We start from the raw sequence: 18,786 nt of genomic DNA on the forward strand, positions 1-18,786 counted from the left end.
CCTGTGAAGACCCCACCGAGCATCCCTGTTGTCCTGTTCACCGTCGCCGACGCGATGGCCCGTAACGCGCTGCCGCTGCCGGCCAAGGTGGAGGCGTCGCCCGCGTACGGGCTGGAACTGAACCTGGCTACGCACACGGAGCTGCGCCGCTGGGCGCGGCACATGCGCCTGCCCGTCGACCGGTGGAACAGCCAGCCCTACCAGCACGACGACGTGCCGAAGGTCCTGACCAACGTGCACGGCGACTGGCGCGGCATCCGGGTGCGGCTGCACTGCTGCGAGCCGACCACCGACACCCCGGCCGAGTTCCTGACGGCGGCGGCCCGATGACCGTCAACTTCACCCACCCGAGTGTCCTGGACGGCATCGCCGCCGGGGCGGCGTGGGCGGACCCGGAGATGGACCCGACCCGCATCGACTGGACCGCCCGCCGCGCCGCCGCCGCAATCCCGTTCCCCCTGGTGGACGGACGCCCGGTCAACCCGTACGCGCCGACCGGCATCCGCCACGGCCGCAACGAACTCGGGCACTGGGGAGAGCAGGTCTGCGCTGACGCGCTCGTGTCCGCCGTCGACCGTCTCGACCGCCGGTGGATCGTGATGGTGGAGCGCGGCGACGGGCACGGCTGGGCGTTGCCCGGCGGCTACGTCGAACCGGGTGAGGACACCGCCACCGCCGCCGCCCGGGAACTGGCCGAGGAAACCGGCCTACTCGTCACCTACGGCGGGTGGCGCTTGGACGCACCCCGCTACGTGCCCGACCCCCGCGCCTCCGATGAGGCGTGGATGGTCACCGTCCTGGCCCGCAACGACATCGGCCAGTACTCCGACTGGCAGCACATGCCCCCGGTGGTGGGCGGCGATGACGCCCGCCGGGCCGCCTGGGTTCCCGCCCACACCTACACCCAGCTCACCACCCACCTGACCGCCGCATACGGCGGCGAGGTGTTCCCCGCGCACCGGGACATGCTGCGGCAGGCCCTCACCCCGCCCTGCTGCATCTGCGACCCGGTGACCTGCGCCGCCGACGACACCGGGGAGTACTGCAACGACCAGGGATGTCCACCCTGCCTGTACGGCTGCCCCGCCCCGATCGGCCTGTGCTGCTACGCCCCAGACACCGACACGATCCGAGAGGACAGCAACCGATGACCGCTCCCACGATCAACGGCACCACGTTCCCGCAGCCGGTGGACGACCTGTTGCCGGAGGCGCGCAAGCTCACCCAGGAGTTGAACGACCTGCCGTCGCGGAACCGGCTGATGAAGGAGTTCCGGATCGGGCCGAAGAAGGCCAACGACCTGTTGGCCCGGCTGGCCGATGAGCGTGCCCAGCAGGAACGGGTGAACACGCTGCACGCCGCGATGCTGGTACGCGGCAGCCTCGCCGACCGGCCGGCCCTGTTCCCGGTCGACCCCACCCCGGACGTCGACACCCGCGACGCGGACCCGGACACGCCGCCGCCCGCCGAGGAACCCGCGCCGGACCCGACGCCCGCCCCGCCGACCCCGGTCGCCGAGCAGGTCGAGCAGGTGACGACGGTCGAATACCCGGACACCAACATCACCCCCACGCCGACCCGGCGGGCCGTGGTGTGGCCCGTGATCCTCCTCGCGCTGCCCGCGTTCGTCGCCATCTGGGGCGGCTGGGTCGGACTCGGGAAGCTCACCGGGTTCGGGAAGGTGAACCTGCTCCCCGGTATCGGGTCCGGGTGGGTCATCGACACCGCGATCACCCTGCCCATCGGTGTCGAGACGTACGGCGCGTACGCGCTCTACGTGTGGCTGTCCGGTCGGGTGCCCGCGCGGGCGGCCCGGTTCGCCAAGTGGTCCGCCATCGCCTCACTGCTGGTGGGCGCGCTCGGTCAGGTGGCCTATCACCTGCTCATCGCCGCCGGCATCACGTCCGCCCCGTGGTGGATCACCACCCTCGTGGCCTGCCTGCCCGTGGCCGTACTCGGCATGGGCGCGGCACTGGCGCACCTGATGCACGCCGATCAGTAGCTACGCCCGGCGGCACAGCCTCTCGGCCTGGAAACCAGTGCTGCGCCGCCGGCCCTACCTGGACCAAGGAGGTCCGTCGGATGTTCCACCGTACCCAACCCCCGTCGTGCACGTGCAACAACGCCGGCAAGTGCGGCTACTGCCCCAGCATCGCCGTGACCGCGACCCGGGAAGCCCGGCTCCCGGCCGGTAGCGCCGGGCAAAAGGCCGCCGACCGGATCGACGCCCGGACCACGCGGCGCTGAGCACGCCCCCCGCTGACCCTGCCCGCTGCCCGGCGGCACGGCCGGAAAGCCGTGCCGCCGGCCCTGCCCCATTCGCCCAAAGGACGTGAGGGAGACGCCCCCGTGTTCACAGACTCGACCGCTAACGCTGCCACCTTCGCCGCCGTGTTCGCCGCTCTCTGGGTCGCTCACCAGGTGGGCGATCACTGGGTGCAGACCCAGCACCAGTCCGACCGTAAGGGCATGCCCGGTTGGCCGGGCCGGATCGCCTGCGCCGCGCACGTCGCTACCTACACCCTCACCGCCCTGCTCGCCCTGGCTTTCCTCACCGCCGGTACCGGGCTGCGGTTGGACCCGTGGGGCGTGACGGTCGGCCTGACCGTGTCGGCGGTGACGCACTACATCGCCGACCGGCGCACCCCGCTCAAGCGCATCGCTACCGCCCTCGGGTCGGCCCGGTTCTACGCCCTCGGCACCCCGCGTCCCGGCCGCGACGACAACCTCTCGCTGGGCACCGGCGCCTACGCCCTTGACCAGTCGTGGCACCACGCCTGGCTGTTCATCGCCGCCCTGTTCTGCGCGGTCTGACCGCCCCCGTCCCCACCGGCCTGACCGTTGGCCGGTCCGGTGGGGCGCGGAGGCAGGCCAGACCCGCTGGCAGCCCTACCAGGAAGGAACCACCGTGGCGATCAGCCAGTGCGAGAAGTGCAAGGGCACCACCTTCAAGCGCACCTCTGTCGACAGCACCGGAACCCTCGCGGTCTGCGTCTGCGGCCACTGGAACTTCGAGGACTCCGGTAGCGACGGCGGTGCGATCAGCACCGGACGCGTCAGCACCAACGGCGTGTCCGCCATCGGTAACGGCACGGTGGCCATTGGCCACACCGGCACCTTCCGCCGCCGCAACCGGTAGCCCCGTCCGGCGGCACAGCACACGGCCTAGGAAACCCGCTGTGCCGCCGGCCCTCATCCCCGACCCGTGACGGATCAGACGGAGGAATCCCATCATGACCAGCGCTCCCATCATCGACCCCGCCGGGTCGCCGCCGGATGAGAAGGCGGCCCGGATCGTGAATTTGGCGCAGCGGCGGGCGGACCGGGCCGCCGCAGCGCAGGGCTTGTCCGCTGCTGACGTGGCGGACGTGGAGACGGTCGCCCCGGAGCCTGTGGCGGCTGGTGGGCCGGTGGACCCGCCGGACCGCCCGGCGGGTTTGGCGGAGGTGCTGGACCGGCGTGGCGGGCCGGTGCTGCCGGTATGGCTGACCGACCGTTACCAGCGGCGAGAGATGCTACGCCGGGCGGTTGACGCGGCCGGCTACCACGTCGGTACGCACCTCGTGTTGTCGCCGGTCTACGCCGGGAAGGTCGCGTGGTACGCGCCGAAAGGTGCGGCCCGCGCGGTGTCGCGGGTGCTGGTGTGGACCAGCGCGGAGGCTGGGAACTGGCATCTGCGGCAGGACGCGGCGAACCGCAACGACGCGAAGACGTTCCTGGAGTTGGACCGGCACCGGATGCGTCAGGCGTCGTGGCGTTGGTGGGTCACCGGGGCTGGCACCCTCGCGACCAGCGCCGCCGGCATCGTGGTGGCCTCCGACATCACGCCGTGGTGGGTTAAGGCACCGATCCTGGCTGCCGGTCTGGTGGGGTTGGCCCGCTACGGTCGCCCCCTGGACAAGCCGATCATCGCCCGCACCGTGGTTCGCGCCGCGTATCGGAAGCTCACCGCGGAACTGACCCGCAAGGGCATCATGGCCACCGGCCTGGTGAAACGCCCGGAAGACATCGTGTTCCCCGCCGGGGTCGGCGAAATCCGCCGCGACGGCCCCGGCTACCTGGCGATCGTGGACCTCCCCGACGGAGTAATCGCGGTCGACGTGGTGGAGGCGCGAGACAAGCTGGCCGGTGGGCTGCGGCTGCCAATGGATCAGGTGTGGCCCGAGGTGATGCCCCGGGAGCACCCCTCGCGGCTGGCGCTGTGGGTGGCCGACCGTCCGGTGTCGGCGATGAAGCAGCCGCCGTGGCCGCTGCTGCGCGGCGGGCAGACGGACTACTTCAAGCCGTTCGTGTACGGCTTCGACCCGCGTATGCGGCCGGTGGAGTACCGCATGGATGAGCGCAACAGCCTGTTCGCCGGGTTCCCTGGCTCGGGTAAGTCGCTGTCCGCGCGGGTGGTGCTCGCGGGGATGGCGCTGGACCCGCTGGTGCAGTTCGCGGTGTTCGACCTGGCCGGGCGTGGTGACTTCGACGCGTTCGAACCGCTGTGCGCGCCGGAGTTGTTCGGCAGCGGAGCGGATGAGGGCACGAAGCAGAACGCCTACCGGATGCTGATGTGGCTGCTCAAAGAGTGCGACGTGCGCGGCCCGCGCATCAAGCACTACGCCACCCAGGGCATGAACACCGAGAACAAGCTGAACCGGGCGATCGCCGCCAAGGACGCCCGGCTACGGCCGATCGTCGCCGCGATCGATGAGGTGCAGGAACTGATCACCGACCCGGAGATCGGCAAGTCGGCCGCCGCCGCGATGACCAGCATCGTCAAGCGTGGCCGGGCACTCGGGATTCACCTGGTGATGATGACGCAGCGCATCGACAAGGAGTCCCTTCCCAAGGGCGTCACGTCCAACATCGCTGTTCGGACCTGCCTGGCCGTGCCGTCGCACGTCGAAACCGATCTCGCACTTGGTACGGGCGCGTACCGGCAGGGCGCGCGACCGACGCAGTTCGAGATCGGCGTAGACGCCGGATGGGGCGTGCGGGTCGGCTACGGCCCGATGGCCTCCGTACGGGCCGCGTACCTCGACCGCGCCGCCGTGGAGAAGATCTGCCAGCGCGGTGTAGCCCTGCGCGGCGGCATCACCGGCCCCGCCGACCTGCCCGCCGCCCGCGACATCCTCGACGACCTGCGGGCGGTATGGGTGGCCGACGAACGCGGCCAGCACTGGGAGGTCTTGGCCGCCCGACTGGCCGACTGGTCCCCCGAAGCCTATGGGTCCCTCACCCCCGACGCGCTGTCCGCGCTCGTGCGCGGCAAGAAGGTGGAGTGCTCACGCCAAGTGAAGGTGAAGGGCTCCAACCGGTCCGGGCTGTACCTCGAACACCTCACCAAGGCGCTCGCCGAGCGCGGCGGCGCGGCCGGCTGAGAACCGGTAGCGCGGCCGGTAGCGGACCGGGCAAAGGTAGAGCGAACTCTACCCGGGCCGCTACCGGCCCCACCTGCACCAACAGCCACCGGTAGCGGTAGAGCGGCACCCCGCCTACCGCCGGTAACCCCCGTTTGGAGCCTCCCGTGACCCCCATCGTGGCCGCTACCAGCACAAACGTGCCCGAAATGTCCGTAGTCCTGTTCGCCGGAATTGCCCTTATCGTCGCTGTCGGTTACGCCGGAGCGTGCTGGGTCCGGCCGTTCACTGCCTGTAAGCGGTGTACGGGCACCGGTATCGCCCCGCCCCGGCTGTGGGAGCGGCTACTGCGGCGCACCACCCGCCCCCGCGCACTGCACGGCCGTCCTGACTGCCGCCGCTGCACCGGCACCGGATTGCGGCTGCGCATCGGTCGCCGGGCGTTCAACCACTTCCGCCGGCTACGCCGGCAGGCCACCCGATGAACCGCCGCACCGGCCGCACCGGTCACACCGACTGGTGCGGCCGGGACCATCGCTGCAACCTCAACGAACACCGGTCGGAAGAGATGGTGGTCGACCTTCCCGGCCGCGCTCGCGCCGTCCTGACCCGCGTGCGCACCGCCTCCGGCCGGGACCACGCCGAAATCCGTATCCGCGTCGCCCTGGCCCCGGTCGAGTCGGCCGCCCGCCGGCAGTTGCTCGGCCTGCTCGGCGACGTCCGGCACACCGTCACCCGCGCGGCCATCGCCGCCTACCCCCGCCCAAGGAGGGCCAACCCATGACCACCACGACCGCGATCCGCTTCACCAACTCCCAGCGCGCCGGCCTGATGGTCTGCGCTCCCGTCCGACTCGCCCTCGGCGCGCTGGCCCACCACCCCGCCCGGCACACCATCCCGACGAGCGAGCAGGGCAAGCGGGCACGGCACATCACCACCCCGGCCTGCCAGCCCGACCCCGACCCCGCCGACCCGAACGCCGGCCGAGGGTGGGCCGAGTACACCGCCGGATGGGCCGACCACCTCGGCGCACTGGCCTGCCCCACCTGCTACCCGCCGGAAGGGGCCGCCTGATGCTGCCCAACCCCGATCTGCTGGCCGCCGCGCTCGCCCACGCGGCGCGCGGCTGGCACGTCTTCCCCCTGCGCCCCGACCGCCCGGACACCAGCGACGAAGACGAAGCCAAGCGGCCCGCGTTCCCGAACCGCTGCACCGCCGAGCGGTGCGACCGCACCGACCCGCGCTGCCGCGCCGCCGGTCGGCACGTCGGGTGGGAAGAACGCTCCACCACCGACCCGACCCGCATCCGCCGCGCATGGACTGCCCGCCCCTACGGCATCGGGATCGCGTGCGGCCCGTCCCGCCTTGTCGTGGTCGACCTGGACGTGCCCAAGCACGCCGACGACACCCCGCCCCCGCAGTGGACCGACGCGACCGATGGTGTGGACGTGCTCACCGCCCTGGCCGACCGGCACAGCGGCACCATCGGACCGACGTACACCGTGACCACCGGCCGAGGCGGCAGCCACCTCTACTACCAGCACCCGACCAACGGCCCCGAACTGCGCAACACCACCGGCGACCGGGGCGGACTCGGGTGGAAGGTCGACACCCGCTCCCACGGTGGCTACGTCGTCGCCGCCGGCAGCACCGTTGCCGGCCGCCCCTACGAGGCGGTGCTGGACGTCGACCCGGCACCGCTGCCCGCGTGGCTGACCGGGCTCCTCGCCCCCGCCCCGCGTCCCGCGCACCGGTCGGCGGTGGTGGCGCTGCCGGTGGACCGGCACGGCCCGTATATCGCTGCCGCGATCCGCCGTCAGGTGGCCCACCTGACCGCCGCGCCGGACGGCCAGCGGAATCATGCCCTGTTCACCTCGGCTGTCGCGCTGGGGCAGTTGGCCGCCGGTGGCTCGCTGACCGAAGACGACGTGACCGCCGTCCTGGAGCCCGCTGCCCTGTCGATCGGGCTGCGGCAGGGCGAGATCACCCGCACCATCGCGTCTGGTCTGCGGACCGGGGCGCGTAACCCCCGCACGGTTGGGAAGGCAGCATGAGTACCCGCTTGCAGATCGGCACCGGCCCGGAAACCATCCGCACCCTCAAGAGCGCACTCGTGGATGGATTGCTGCCGGACACGTACGTGTCGGCCGGGTCGCTGGTGCACATGGAAGCCGTCTCCGGTGGCCTGACCACCGCCGCCGACGAAGACTCCCCGCTGCCCGTCGCCGCCAGCACGGTCACGCCGGCCGGGCTTGCCGGCCTGCTCGCTGAACACGCCTACGTCTACCGGCTCAAGAGCCGCAAGAACGACGCCGGCAACCCCGAACCGTACGAGGAAGAGACCACACCGCAGCGCGACATCCTGTCCTCCGTGCTGGCCGGGAAGACGTGGCCGGGTGTGGCGCCGCTACGCGGGATCATCGGTGCCCCGGTGCTGCGCCGCGACGGCACCCTGTTGCAGCGGCCCGGCTACGACCCCGCCACCGGCCTGTACCTCGCGTCGAAAGTCGCCCTGCCCCCGGTGCCGGACGAACCCACCGCAGAGCAGGTGGCGGAGGCGCGCACGTTCCTGCTCGGCCGGTTCCTGCGCGACTTCCCGTGGGCCAGCGTGGCGGACCGGGCGAACTACGTCGCGCTGTTGGCGACGCCGATCCTGCGGCACTTCACCCGATCGTTGACGCCGTTCGCGCTGATCGACGCGACCATGCCCTCATCGGGGAAGACGATCCTGACCGCCGGACCCGGCATGCTCTACGGCCAGCGCGTCATGACCTGGGCCTACTCCGATGAGGAACTACGGAAGTCCATCACCGCTGTGCTCGCTGAGCAGGTCGGGGTGGTGATCTGGGACAACCTCGCCGAGGGCACCGTCATTGACTCCGCCGTGCTCGCGCAGCTGGTCACCAGCGGCGTGTGGTCCGACCGGCAGTTGGGTGCGTCGCGCAACGTCGCCACGGTCAATGACCGGTTGTGGATGGCGACCGGCAACAACCTCCAGGTTGGCGGTGACATGGCGTCGCGGACGGTGCGGGTGCATCTCGACCCGAACATGCCCCGGCCCGAGTCACGTGATCAGTCCGGGTTCGGCATCCCGCACCTTGACCAGTGGATCACCGACCCGACGAACCAACTCACCGTGCTGTGGCACCTCCTGGTCCTGGTGCTGGACTGGACCCGGCAGGGAGCACCACGGGTGTCGGGGTTGTCGATGCGGCAGTTCACGCCGTGGGCGCAAGCCCTCGGGGGGTTCCTCGCCCATCACGGCATCGACGGGTTCCTCACCAACGCCGCCGACGTGCGGGAGATCGATGAAGACGAAACGCGCTGGCGCGCGTTCCTCACTACCTGGCATGAGCGCCACGGTGGGCGGGCTCTGACTGCCGCTGACCTGCGTAAGGACGCCGAACCGGTGCAGCTCGGCAGCACGGAGCATGACCCGTGGGATGGGCAGTTCATCACCACCCACAACGGCCGGCTACCCAACCCGCTGCAACTCGGCAGGCTGCTCACCGGGCAGGCCGGACGATGGCGCGGTGACCACGTCATCCGGGCCGGCAAACACGAACGCGGCAACCGGGCCGTGTTCTGGGTCGAGCACCACCAAGGGTAAAACCCGCTGAACCATCTCGGCATCTCGGCATCTCGGCATCTCGGCGGAACCGGCCAGCTACCAGGGACAACAGCCTGCCGAGATCAACCAGTCGATGAAAATCAATCTCGGCATCTCGGCAACCAGCCTGCCGAGATAAACCCTGATTGCCGAGATCGGACAGCGGAGCTTCAACGATCTCGGCAAGCGTTTCCGCAGCTCAACGGCAACTTTGCCGAGATGCCGAGATGCCGAGATGGTTCAGCCCTCCCACGCACAGCGCGCACCGGCTACCGCAACCGATCGACGTAGCGCGCCCGCTGAGAGCCACACAGACGACCGGACTCATGGCCTAACACCAACCGCCCCGAAATCTTGGCCCTACGGCGCTCTCAGCGGGCCGCGCTAAGCCGCTCTGCGGCGATCCATCCCGGTTCCTCCATAGAAGCCACCCAACAAGCGAAAGGCGCGCATCGTGCGACTCGTCACGCAGAATGCCTCACCAGACGTGCCCGCCCCGCAGGAAGGAGGCGAGATCATCCAACTCTCGCCCAAGCCGTTCATGTCCACCGAGGAGCTTGCCGGGCTGCTCGACGTCGACCCGTCGACCATCCGGCGTTGGCGTACCGTCCCACCCTTGCAGGGTCCGCCGTTCATCCCGATCTCTGACCGGGTGGTGAAGTACGCGACGGCCGACGTGGAGCGGTGGTTGTCCGCGCGCCGAGTCGTCCCGAGGGCGGCCTGATGGCGGCTCCCCAGCAACCACCGATCGGCGTCACGCTCGGCTCCGATGTGGAGTTCCGGGCCGGCAGGGACCGCCCCTACCGGGCGCGCGTCCGATGGGTCGACCCGACGACCAAGCGGCGGCTATCCAAGTCCACGACGGTCGCCACGGCGGAGGAAGCGCAAGCGTGGATCGACGGCATGGTCAGTGCGGCACAAGGTGGTGTCGACCCGCTCGCCGCGACAAAGCGCCTGGCAGAGTACGGCGATGGCGTAATGACGCTGGCACTCCGCGGCTTGGAACGGAAGACGCTCGATCCCTACCTGGCCGGGTGGCGTAAGCGGGTGGTACCTGCCCTTGGCCACATCCCGGTAAGGATGATCACCAACGGTGCCGTTGACCGCGCCGTGCACGGTTGGATTGCCGACGAGTGCAGCCGCTCCACGGTCAAGAACAGCCTTGCCGTACTGGTCCGCGTCATGGAGCAGGCCGTACGGGACGGCATCATTCCACGGAATCCCGCGCAGGTGACCGGTTGGCAGCGCGAATATCAGCGGGCAGAAGACGAGTTGGACGACCCGCGCACGCTCGCCCTGCCGGACTGGGAATCGCTGACCACGCTCGCCGCCGCACTGGTGGAACGGTCCGCGAACACCTTCCCTGGATGGGGAGACGTGGTCATCTTCGCCGCCTGCACAGCGGCGCGAATCGGCGAGGTATCCGGCGTGCGAGCCGAGGACATCGACCGGGAAACGTGGATGTGGACGGTACGTCGACAGACCACGCCCAGCCCCGGTGGCCTGGTCGACAAGGGCACCAAGGGTAAGCGCGCACGCACGGTCCCGCTGATCGAGGAGATACGGCCGATCGTGACGGGCCGCCTGGACTCGGTCAAAGAGCCGCACTCTCGACTGTTCACCGGTCCGCGCGGTGGCCGGATCAGCACGGCCGTGCTCCGGGACGCGACACATTGGGATGAGGTGGTGACAAAGCTGGGCTACGAGCATCTACGACGGCACGACCTGCGGCACACCGGCCTGACGTGGATGGCTGACGCCGGGGTACCGGTGCACGTGCTCCGCAAGATTGCAGGGCACGGTTCGCTGACCACGACGCAGCGGTACCTACACCCCGACCGGCAGTCAATCACAGAAGCCGGTACCGCTCTCAGCGCCCATCTCGCTCGCAGGCGCCCGACCCAGCTACGCGTGGTCTAACTACGCGGCGCCCGCCAGCCTCGCGGGCTGGCGGGCGCCGCTGTGCGTTTAGGTCGTGCTGATTTCGGGAGGCGCCGACGCCGCCAGCAGGCTATGAGAGCCAACAGGCGCGCGTCCATCCCACTCGGCGCCCTGGCGCCAGATCGCTTCGATACCAAGCGACATCAGCAGGTCCACCAACGCGTCACCGACTGGTTCGGAGAACAACGCCACCAGCGAGGGATCAGGGCGGCCAGCCTCCCGGTAACAGAAGTGCCGGTAGGAGAAGAGCTGACCGATAGCCTCTCGGACAGCATGTTCAGCGTTGATCCGAACTGTCTTTACCTCCACAAGCCAATGCTGGCCCTGCCCTCTGACGGTCAAGTCGCAGGGGTGCGCGTTGTTGGCCGATATCAACCCAGCCTTCTTGGCCCGCTCCACGAAGTCGTTGAGCAACGCCTCATGCCGCCGCGTTCGCTCCTGAACATGATCCTTCACATGAGCCATGTAGTCCGCGGGCGTCTTCGGCCGGAAGGCAGGTGGCTTTGGCTTAAACTCAAGCTTGGCACTCTTCGACTCTGCGGTGGTGCTGATCAGACCCGGCTGACTCGCCAAGACTTCTCGTTTGATGGCGACACAGGCCTCGTACAGCGCAAGGAAACGAGCGAGGTCGGCTCGCAACGTCTCCTCGGCCGGCAACTGCGTGGGGTCGTACTCGATCGCGGCGACGTTGCCCTCTTCGTACCCTGAAGGTAGGAAGTACTTCCGCGGCGCCCCGAGTTGGATCGCCGCGACCAAACCGGTCAGCGCTTCGTCGCTCAGGTGCTTCCGCAGCAGGGCACTCTCTTCCCGCAGAGCAGCTAAAGCCAAATCCTTGCAGGTAACGCCCTCCAGATCCTCCTCGCCCTTCTCCTTCTTCTTCTGAGCGTTCTGGTAATGCTGCGTCGCACCTTGATTCATGCTGAGGTAAACCCGCGGAAGATCCTTGCGGAACAGGTAGACGACGTAGAGCCCTTCCTGTGCCGTCGTCGTCACCTCTGGGTCAAGGACCGCGATCCAAGGCACGAGGGGCAGCGACTGACTAGACCCGCTCACACGAACGTTCATCCCTGGCGGTACAAGCGACGGCAGTTTGCGCCACACCTGCTCCAGGTGCTTCTGCGCTGGCTGCTCTTTCCCCTTCAGGTGTCCGTAAGCGTGCATGTGAACACCGCGCAGGGCTTCCCCGAGATCCATAACAGCGGATCCTAGAGCGGTGGACGACATGAAAGGTCCACCGATCGCTTGCGATCCAGCCGCCTTCGGCGCTCGTTGGTCCCCAGATGGTCCCCAACCAGGGAGGTAGTTGCCCGACGTAACAGCCTGCTGCACTCACGAGAAAAGGGCCGCCACCTGGGAAAATAACCCCAGTGACGACCCTTCGTCTACTGTCGGGACGGCCGGATTCGAACCGACGACCCCTTGACCCCCAGTCAAGTGCGCTACCAAGCTGCGCCACGTCCCGATGCCACCGCCAGGTCTCCCCTGCGGCAGCCGGTACAGCTTAGCGCAGGATCTTCCCGAGGTACGCATGGGCCCCTTCGGCGAGCGCCGCCACACCCTCTTAGGCGTCCTAGGAGGATAGGTGGGTGCGGGAACCAGGGGCGGGTACGGCGAACGCCGGGTCGGGAGGGTCCCCGGCCCGGCGTTCGGTATCGCTGTTGACGAGGAAGGGTCAGCCGTGGGCCTTGCCCCGGCCACCCGGGCCAAGCTTCTTACGCGGGCGTACCGAGATCTCCACCGGACTTCCCTCGAAGCCGAACTCCTCGCGGAGCTTACGCTCGACGAAGCGCTGGTAACCGGCGTCCAGCGGCGCGGTGGTGAAGAGAACGAAGCGCGGCGGGCAGGTGCCCGCCTGGGTGGCGAAGAGGACCTTCGGGGCCCGCCCGCCGCGCACCGGGTGCGGGGTGGCCTGGACCAGCGCGGTGAGCCACGAGTTGAGGTGCGCGGTGGGCACCCGGGTCTCCCAGCTCGCCAGGGCCGTACGCAACGCCGGGGCGAGCTTGTCCACCGCCCGCCCGGTCATCGCCGACAGGTTCAGCCGGAGTGCCCACGGGATGCGGCGCAACTCCCGTTCGATCTCCTTGTCCAGGTAGTACCGGCGGTCCGCGTCGACCAGGTCCCACTTGTTGAAGGCGATGACGAGCGCCCGGCCGGACTCGCTGACCATCGACAGGATCCGCTGGTCCTGCTCGCTGATCGGCTCGCTGGCGTCGAGCAGCACCACCGCCACCTCGGCCGCCTCGATCGCCGAGGCGGTGCGCAGGCTGGCGTAGTACTCGGTGCCGCTGGCCTTGCCAACCCGCTTGCGCAGTCCGGCGGTGTCCACCAGGTGCCAGGTCTCGCCGCCGATGTGGACCAGGCTGTCCACCGGGTCGACGGTGGTGCCGGCGACCGAGTCGACCACCGCCCGCTCCTCACCGGAGAACCGGTTGAGCAGGCTGGACTTGCCGACGTTGGGGCGGCCGACCAGGGCCACCCGACGGGGGCCGCGCGGCCGGTCCTCCACGATCTTCGGGGCCTCGGGCAGCGCGTCCATGATGGCGTCGAGAAGTTCGCCGGAGCCACGCCCGTGCAGTGCCGACACCGGGTACGGCTCCCCCAGGCCGAGCGACCAGAGCGAGGTGGCCTCCACCTCGACGGCCGCGTTGTCGGCCTTGTTCGCCACCAGGATGACCGGCTTGGCGCTGCGCCGCAGCATCCGTACCGCCGCCTCGTCCACATCGGTGGAGCCGACCACCGCGTCCACCACGAAGAGCACCACGTCGGCGGTGGCGACCGCCGTCTCGGCCTGCGCGGCGATGGCCGCCGCCCGGTCCTTCGCGTCCGGCTCCCAGCCGCCGGTGTCCACCACGGTGAACTGCCGTCCGGTCCACTGGGCGTCGTACGGGATCCGGTCCCGGGTGACGCCGGGGACGTCCTCGACGACCGCCTGCCGCCGGCCGATGATCCGGTTGACCAGCGTCGACTTGCCCACGTTGGGGCGGCCGACCACAGCCACCACGGGCTGCGGCCCGGAAGGGGCCTCCTCGTCGACGTCGGTTTCGCGCAGCTCCACCCAGCCGTTGTCGTCGGTCATGCCACACCCCGCTCGGTCAACAGTTCCCGGAGTCGGGCCACGACCTCGTCGATGCCCAGCTCGGTGGTGTCCAGCACGACCGCGTCCGCCGACTGCTGCAACGGGTCGGCCGTGCGGGTGGAGTCCAGCCGGTCCCGGCGGGCCAGGTCGGCGGCGGTGGCGGCCTCGTCGGCGGCGTCCTCCGCGCTGCGGCGCCGCGCCCGGGCCACCTCGGAGGCGGTCAGGTAGACCTTCAGCTCCGCCTCGGGGGCGACCACCGAGCCGATGTCGCGCCCCTCGACCACGATCCGGCCGGCGTGGGTGATCATCTCCCGCTGGCGGGCCACCAGCAGCGCCCGGACGGCCGGTACGGCGGCCACCGCGGAGACCGCGCCGGTCACCTCGGGGCCCCGGATGTCGGCGTCGACGGCGACTCCGTCGACGGTCACCCCGTACCCCTGGGGGTCGGTGCCGATGCGCAGGTCGATCTCACCGGCGACCTTGGCCACCGCCTCGGCGTCGGCGGGGTCGACGCCGCTGCGCAGCACCGCCCAGGTGACCGCCCGGTACATCGCGCCGGTGTCCAGGTAACGGGCGTCGAGCCCGGCAGCCAGTCGCCGGGAGACGGTGGACTTGCCCGAACCGGATGGCCCGTCGACAGCGACCACACATCGCCCGGTCCGTACGTTCTCCGCCACCGTGTGTCCTCCTCAGCCCGTACCCCGCCAACCGTCGTTGTCCCGACGTTCGACGAGCGGTTACCCATCGTGGTCCATCATGCCTGGCGGTCCGACCCGCCCCCGCCGGCACCGCCACCGGGCGATCCGCGCCACCCGCCGCCCAGGTGCCGCGACGCGGCGGACAGCCCGACCCGCGGGCCGCCTGGGAGCCTACCGGGACCGTTTTCCCGAACCGCCGGCTCAGTCACCCACCGCGCGGAACAGCGCGGTGACCTCCGCGTTGGTCAGCCGCCGGGTCCGACCCGCGCGCAGGTCACCGAGCCGGATCGGCCCGATCGAGGTACGCACCAACCGGCTCACCGGGTGCCCGACCTCGGCCAGCAACCGCCGGACGATGTGTTTGCGCCCCTCGTGCAGGGTCACCTCCACCTGGGCGGTCTTGCCCAGGGTGTCCACCACCTTGAAGGAGTCGACCTTCGCCGGGCCGTCCTCCAGTTCCACCCCGGCCATCAGCCGCTTGCCCAGGTTGCGCGGGATCGGCCCGGTGACCTGGCAGAGGTACGTCTTCTGCACCCCGTACGACGGGTGCATGAGCTTGTGCGCGAGGGTGCCGTCGTTGGTGAGCAGCAGCAGGCCCTCGCTGTCCGCGTCGAGCCGCCCGACGTGGTAGACCCGCTGCTCGACGCGGTTGCCGAGGAAGTCCGCGAGCGCGGTGCGCCCCTTCTCGTCGGCCATCGTGGAGACCACCCCGCTTGGCTTGTTCATCGCCAGGTAGACCAGGCGGGTGTCGACCTGGAGGCGCTCGCCGTCGACGTTGATGACGTCCCGGGTGGGGTCGGCCCGGTCACCGAGCTGGGCCACCCGGCCGTTGACGGTGACCCGACGTCGGAAGATCAGGTCCTCGCAGGCCCGACGGGAGCCCACGCCGGCGGCGGCGAGCACCTTCTGGAGGCGTTCGGGCCCCTCGTAGACGGGTGCGTCGGGGCGGGGGGCGCGGTCATCGCGTGGCATCGGCAAACTCTTCTACGTCGTCGGGGAGGAACGGGGCCAGCGGCGGCAGGTCGTGGACGCTGTTCAGGCCGAGCTTCTCCAGGAACAGGGTGGTCGTCCGGTAGAGGAACGCGCCGCTCTCCGGCTCGGTGCCGCACTCCTCGACCAGACCGCGGGAGACCAGGGTACGGATCACCCCGTCACAGTTGACACCGCGGATGGCGGAGATCCGAGAACGAGTCACCGGCTGCTTGTAGGCGACCACCGCCAGGGTTTCCAGCGCGGCCTGGGTGAGCCGGACGGTCTGCCCGTCGAGGATGAACCGCTCCACGTACGGGGCGTAGTCGGGGCGGGTGTAGAGCCGCCAGCCGCCGGCCGCGCGGCGCAGCTCGAACCCGTGCCCGGCCTCGGTGTAGCCGGCCGCGATCCGGTCCAGGGCGGCGCCGACCCGTTCGGCCGGCTGCTCCAGTACCTGGGCGAGGGTCAGTTCGCTGACCGGCTCGTCGACGACCAGCAGGATCGCCTCCAGCGCCGCACGTAGCTCTCCCTCGTCCATCGGGGTCGCCGTCGGGACGCTCTCCCGCGCCGCACGACCACCTCTGCCCGGGGTCGTGGTGGCGACCGGCCCCGCCAGGGGCGCTTCTCCACCACGATCCGCAGCGGTCGGCTCCGGTGGGGCGGCCGGGGCGGATGGCGGCGACGGCTCGCCCGGCGGGGTGAGCCCGGCCTCGACGGGGGTCGACGGCGGTGTGGGCAGCTCGACGGGGGCCGGCGACAGGGTGACCTCGGCTTCGGCGGGAGCCCGCGGTGCCGGCGGCTGGGTGGACGGGGTGGCGTCGGCGTCGCTCTCGGCGTCGGCGTCGCTTGTGGCGTCGGGGGCGGGGTCCGGGACCGGAGTGGGGCGACGTTCCCACGGGGGAACCCACGCGGCGGCCTGATCGGCGAGGGATCCGCCGCGCTCCTCGTTGCTCATCCCGGTCACTCCTCCGTCGTCGTCCCGGCGACGCCCGGCCCACCGCCGTCGACCGAGGCAACCGCGTCCGCCGATGCCGCATCGTCGGCCGATACCGCGTCGTCGACCGGTACGGTCCTGTCGGCCGGTGCCACAGCCTCAGCCGGTGCCACAGTGTCCGCCGGGGCAGCGCCGTCGGCCGGGGACGGCGCGCCGGCGTACTCGTCGATCTGGAGGTCGGTGTCGCCGTCGGCCGGGCCGGTCCAGCGTACGGTCAGCTCTCCGAGCGCCTGCTCCTGGGTGAAGGCGACCAGCCCCTCCCGGTACAGCTCCAGCAGAGCCAGGAACCGGGCCACCACCTCCAGGGTGACCGCGCAGTCGGCGCAGAGCAGGGAGAAGGTGGCGGTCCCGGCGCGGCGTAGCCGGTTGGCGAGGATCTGGGCGTGTTCCCGGACGCTGACCCGGACCATGTGCACGTGGTCGATGGAGACCACAGGAACTGGTTTCGGGGTCATCGCCTTCACCGCGAGCTTCAGTAGCCGCTCGGGCCCGATGCCGAGCACCAGGTCGGGCAAGGCCTGCGCGTACCGGGGCTCCAGGCTGACCGCGCGGGGGTAGCGTCGCCCGCCCTCGGACTCCAGCGCGGCAATGTACGCCGCCGCCTCCTTGTACGCCTTGTACTGCAACAGCCGGGCGAAGAGCAGGTCCCGCGCCTCCAGCAGGGCCAGGTCCTCCTCGTCCTCGACCTCGGCGGCGGGCAGCAGTCGGGCGGCCTTCAGGTCGAGCAGGGTCGCGGCGATCAGCAGGAACTCGCTGGCCTCGTCGAGGTCCCACTGGTCGCCCATCGCCCGGATGTACGCGATGAACTCGTCGGTGACCTGGTGCAGGGCCACCTCGGTGACGTCCAGCTTGTGCTTGCCGATCAGTTGCAGCAGAAGGTCGAACGGGCCGGTGAAGTTGGCCAGCCGGACCGTGAAGCCGCCGCTCTCCCCGGCAGCCCCGGACTCGACACCGACACCAGTCCCGGAGACATCAGCAGCAGACCCCGACTCGACACCGGCGGTGACCGCGACGGCGGCGCCGGCAGCGGGCGCGGCCGGGTCGGCCGGCGCGGCGGCGACGGGGTCGAGCGGTGGTGCGGTCACCGGACGACCGTAGTCCACGTCCCGGATGCCCCGACTACCGCTCCGCCTGGGCGGCGATCACCTCACGCGCGAGCTGCCGGTAGTTGCGCGCGCCGGACGAGGCCGGGTCGAGGGTGGTGATGGGCGCCCCGGCCACCGTCGACTCGGGGAACTTGACCGTCTTGGTGATCACGGTCTGGTAGACCTTGTCGCCGAACGCCTCGACGACCCGCTGGAGCACCTGCCGGCAGTGGGTGGTGCGGCTGTCGTACATGGTGGCGAGGATGCCCTCGAGTTCGAGGTCGAAGTTGAGCCGCTCGCGCACCTTGTCGATGGTGTCCAGCAGCAGCGCCACACCCCGCAGGCTGAAGAACTCGCACTCCAGCGGGATCAGCACGCCGTGCGCGACGGTCAACGCGTTGATGGCGAGCAGACCGAGCGAGGGCTGGCAGTCGATGAGGATGTAGTCGTACTCCTTGCGGATGGTACGCAGCACCCGCGCGAGCGCCATCTCCCGGGCGACCTCGTTGACCAGCTGGATCTCGGCGGCCGAGAGGTCGATGTTGGCCGGCAGGATGTGCAGCCCGGCGACGTCCGTCTTGATCAGGACGTCCTCGGCGGTGACGTCGTCCTGCATCAGCAGGTTGTAGACGGACAGGTCCAGGTTGTGCGGGTTGACCCCCAGGCCGACCGAGAGCGCGCCCTGCGGGTCGAAGTCGACCAGCAGTACCTTGCGGCCGTACTCGGCCAGGGCCGCGCCCAGGTTGATGGTGGTGGTGGTCTTCCCGACGCCGCCCTTCTGGTTGGCCATCGCGATGATCCGCGCCGGACCGTGCCGGTCGGTGGGCATCGGCTCGGGGATGGGCTTGCGCATGGTGTACGCGGCCGGGTCCGCCGGACCGAGGTCCGTACCGAGCGCGGCCTGCTGCTCGCGGAGCTCGGACGTCCACGTCTCGGCACGGTCGCCGTTGCCAGCCATGTCCTGTTGCCCCCTCCCGACGACCACCCGGCGTCGGAGCCGTCCGACGTCCCTCTGCAGCGCCGCTGCGCACCCCGGTCCGTCGCCCCAGGAGGTCCGCGCCGATCCCG

The 18,786-nt window shown here is 70.4% G+C and carries 20 protein-coding genes, 1 tRNA gene and 1 pseudogene; 14 read left to right on the forward strand and 8 right to left on the reverse strand.

What is annotated here, in order from left to right; all coding sequences use genetic code 11:
- Positions 1–3 precede the first annotated feature (3 nt).
- The 14 genes and pseudogenes from GA0074692_RS13880 to GA0074692_RS13940 all read left to right on the forward strand — a co-directional run bounded on the left by GA0074692_RS13880 (position 4) and on the right by GA0074692_RS13940 (position 10,875).
- Positions 4–330 (forward strand): hypothetical protein, encoded by a 327-nt coding sequence (locus GA0074692_RS13880; protein WP_245730301.1) that lies wholly within the window; start codon positions 4–6, stop codon positions 328–330.
- A pseudogene (locus GA0074692_RS13885) lies at positions 327–986 on the forward strand (NUDIX domain-containing protein); the annotation flags it as partial. The gene GA0074692_RS13880 and the pseudogene GA0074692_RS13885, both read left to right, overlap by 4 nt.
- Positions 987–1,147: 161 nt before the next feature.
- Positions 1,148–2,002 (forward strand): ABC transporter permease, encoded by an 855-nt coding sequence (locus tag GA0074692_RS13890; RefSeq protein ID WP_091644592.1) that lies wholly within the window; start codon positions 1,148–1,150, stop codon positions 2,000–2,002.
- 80 nt (positions 2,003–2,082) lie between these two features.
- Entirely contained in the window at positions 2,083–2,247 is a 165-nt protein-coding gene (locus tag GA0074692_RS34740; RefSeq protein ID WP_176738450.1) for a hypothetical protein, read from the forward strand.
- A gap of 102 nt (positions 2,248–2,349) precedes the next feature.
- A complete protein-coding gene (locus tag GA0074692_RS13895; RefSeq protein WP_091644595.1) occupies positions 2,350–2,814 on the forward strand; it encodes a DUF3307 domain-containing protein in 465 nt (154 codons plus the stop codon).
- A gap of 94 nt (positions 2,815–2,908) precedes the next feature.
- Positions 2,909–3,139, forward strand: a complete 231-nt coding sequence (locus tag GA0074692_RS13900) for a hypothetical protein (RefSeq protein ID WP_091644599.1) — start codon at positions 2,909–2,911, stop codon at positions 3,137–3,139.
- A 94-nt stretch (positions 3,140–3,233) separates the two neighbouring features.
- Entirely contained in the window at positions 3,234–5,366 is a 2,133-nt protein-coding gene (locus GA0074692_RS36515; protein WP_091644603.1) for an FtsK/SpoIIIE domain-containing protein, read from the forward strand.
- 188 nt (positions 5,367–5,554) lie between these two features.
- Complete coding sequence (locus GA0074692_RS13910) at positions 5,555–5,830, forward strand: hypothetical protein (RefSeq protein WP_091644607.1); 276 nt, start codon at positions 5,555–5,557, stop codon at positions 5,828–5,830.
- Positions 5,827–6,129 carry a hypothetical protein gene (locus GA0074692_RS13915; RefSeq protein ID WP_091644611.1) on the forward strand — a complete coding sequence of 101 codons (303 nt, stop codon included), beginning with the start codon at positions 5,827–5,829 and terminating at the stop codon, positions 6,127–6,129. Before GA0074692_RS13910 ends, GA0074692_RS13915 begins: the two co-directional genes overlap by 4 nt.
- Entirely contained in the window at positions 6,126–6,419 is a 294-nt protein-coding gene (locus GA0074692_RS13920; RefSeq protein ID WP_091644615.1) for a hypothetical protein, read from the forward strand. Before GA0074692_RS13915 ends, GA0074692_RS13920 begins: the two co-directional genes overlap by 4 nt.
- Positions 6,419–7,399, forward strand: coding sequence for a bifunctional DNA primase/polymerase (locus GA0074692_RS13925; protein ID WP_091644618.1), 981 nt, complete (start codon positions 6,419–6,421; stop codon positions 7,397–7,399). The genes GA0074692_RS13920 and GA0074692_RS13925 overlap by 1 nt, the downstream gene beginning before the upstream one ends.
- Positions 7,396–8,955: a hypothetical protein gene (locus tag GA0074692_RS13930; RefSeq protein WP_091644622.1), complete on the forward strand. Its 1,560-nt coding sequence runs from the start codon at positions 7,396–7,398 to the stop codon at positions 8,953–8,955. Before GA0074692_RS13925 ends, GA0074692_RS13930 begins: the two co-directional genes overlap by 4 nt.
- A gap of 454 nt (positions 8,956–9,409) precedes the next feature.
- A complete protein-coding gene (locus GA0074692_RS13935; protein WP_245730302.1) occupies positions 9,410–9,679 on the forward strand; it encodes a helix-turn-helix transcriptional regulator in 270 nt (89 codons plus the stop codon).
- Positions 9,679–10,875 (forward strand): site-specific integrase, encoded by a 1,197-nt coding sequence (locus GA0074692_RS13940; protein ID WP_091644624.1) that lies wholly within the window; start codon positions 9,679–9,681, stop codon positions 10,873–10,875. The genes GA0074692_RS13935 and GA0074692_RS13940 overlap by 1 nt, the downstream gene beginning before the upstream one ends.
- Before the next feature lie 48 nt (positions 10,876–10,923).
- On the opposite strand, the gene GA0074692_RS13945 is transcribed toward GA0074692_RS13940, so the two are convergent.
- The 8 genes from GA0074692_RS13945 to GA0074692_RS13980 form a co-directional block, all read right to left on the reverse strand.
- Positions 10,924–12,090, reverse strand: a complete 1,167-nt coding sequence (locus GA0074692_RS13945; RefSeq protein WP_091644627.1) for an MrcB family domain-containing protein — start codon at positions 12,088–12,090, stop codon at positions 10,924–10,926.
- Positions 12,091–12,284: 194 nt separating this feature from the next.
- A tRNA-Pro gene (locus tag GA0074692_RS13950) sits at positions 12,285–12,358 on the reverse strand.
- Between the two features lie 210 nt (positions 12,359–12,568).
- On the reverse strand, positions 12,569–13,972 hold the full coding sequence (gene der, locus GA0074692_RS13955; protein WP_091644631.1) for a ribosome biogenesis GTPase Der: 1,404 nt from the start codon (positions 13,970–13,972) through the stop codon (positions 12,569–12,571).
- Complete coding sequence (gene cmk, locus GA0074692_RS13960; protein WP_091644635.1) at positions 13,969–14,649, reverse strand: (d)CMP kinase; 681 nt, start codon at positions 14,647–14,649, stop codon at positions 13,969–13,971. The genes der and cmk overlap by 4 nt, the downstream gene beginning before the upstream one ends.
- 222 nt (positions 14,650–14,871) lie before the next feature.
- The gene (locus GA0074692_RS13965) at positions 14,872–15,642 is read right to left on the reverse strand and encodes a pseudouridine synthase (protein ID WP_091644640.1); all 771 of its coding nucleotides are present in this window, start codon (positions 15,640–15,642) and stop codon (positions 14,872–14,874) included.
- On the reverse strand, positions 15,629–16,594 hold the full coding sequence (scpB, locus tag GA0074692_RS13970; protein WP_091653423.1) for an SMC-Scp complex subunit ScpB: 966 nt from the start codon (positions 16,592–16,594) through the stop codon (positions 15,629–15,631). The genes GA0074692_RS13965 and scpB overlap by 14 nt, the downstream gene beginning before the upstream one ends.
- 5 nt (positions 16,595–16,599) lie before the next feature.
- The gene (locus GA0074692_RS13975; RefSeq protein ID WP_425413331.1) at positions 16,600–17,718 is read right to left on the reverse strand and encodes a segregation and condensation protein A; all 1,119 of its coding nucleotides are present in this window, start codon (positions 17,716–17,718) and stop codon (positions 16,600–16,602) included.
- A gap of 34 nt (positions 17,719–17,752) precedes the next feature.
- On the reverse strand, positions 17,753–18,676 hold the full coding sequence (locus GA0074692_RS13980) for a ParA family protein (protein ID WP_091644646.1): 924 nt from the start codon (positions 18,674–18,676) through the stop codon (positions 17,753–17,755).
- Positions 18,677–18,786 lie beyond the last annotated feature (110 nt).

The sequence above is a fragment of the Micromonospora pallida genome (assembly GCF_900090325.1).
Classification (GTDB): Bacteria; Actinomycetota; Actinomycetes; order Mycobacteriales; family Micromonosporaceae; genus Micromonospora; species Micromonospora pallida.

Coding starts and splice junctions, on each gene's coding strand:
- scpB (WP_091653423.1), bottom strand. CDS start 16,594: ATGAGCAACGAGGAGCGCGGCGGATCCCTCGCCGATCAGGCCGCCGCG.
- GA0074692_RS34740 (WP_176738450.1), top strand. CDS start 2,083: ATGTTCCACCGTACCCAACCCCCGTCGTGCACGTGCAACAACGCCGGC.
- GA0074692_RS13925 (WP_091644618.1), top strand. CDS start 6,419: ATGCTGCCCAACCCCGATCTGCTGGCCGCCGCGCTCGCCCACGCGGCG.
- GA0074692_RS13890 (WP_091644592.1), top strand. CDS start 1,148: ATGACCGCTCCCACGATCAACGGCACCACGTTCCCGCAGCCGGTGGAC.
- GA0074692_RS13980 (WP_091644646.1), bottom strand. CDS start 18,676: ATGGCTGGCAACGGCGACCGTGCCGAGACGTGGACGTCCGAGCTCCGC.
- GA0074692_RS13965 (WP_091644640.1), bottom strand. CDS start 15,642: ATGCCACGCGATGACCGCGCCCCCCGCCCCGACGCACCCGTCTACGAG.
- GA0074692_RS36515 (WP_091644603.1), top strand. CDS start 3,234: ATGACCAGCGCTCCCATCATCGACCCCGCCGGGTCGCCGCCGGATGAG.
- GA0074692_RS13930 (WP_091644622.1), top strand. CDS start 7,396: ATGAGTACCCGCTTGCAGATCGGCACCGGCCCGGAAACCATCCGCACC.
- GA0074692_RS13920 (WP_091644615.1), top strand. CDS start 6,126: ATGACCACCACGACCGCGATCCGCTTCACCAACTCCCAGCGCGCCGGC.
- GA0074692_RS13940 (WP_091644624.1), top strand. CDS start 9,679: ATGGCGGCTCCCCAGCAACCACCGATCGGCGTCACGCTCGGCTCCGAT.
- der (WP_091644631.1), bottom strand. CDS start 13,972: ATGACCGACGACAACGGCTGGGTGGAGCTGCGCGAAACCGACGTCGAC.
- GA0074692_RS13915 (WP_091644611.1), top strand. CDS start 5,827: ATGAACCGCCGCACCGGCCGCACCGGTCACACCGACTGGTGCGGCCGG.
- GA0074692_RS13910 (WP_091644607.1), top strand. CDS start 5,555: ATGTCCGTAGTCCTGTTCGCCGGAATTGCCCTTATCGTCGCTGTCGGT.
- GA0074692_RS13945 (WP_091644627.1), bottom strand. CDS start 12,090: ATGGATCTCGGGGAAGCCCTGCGCGGTGTTCACATGCACGCTTACGGA.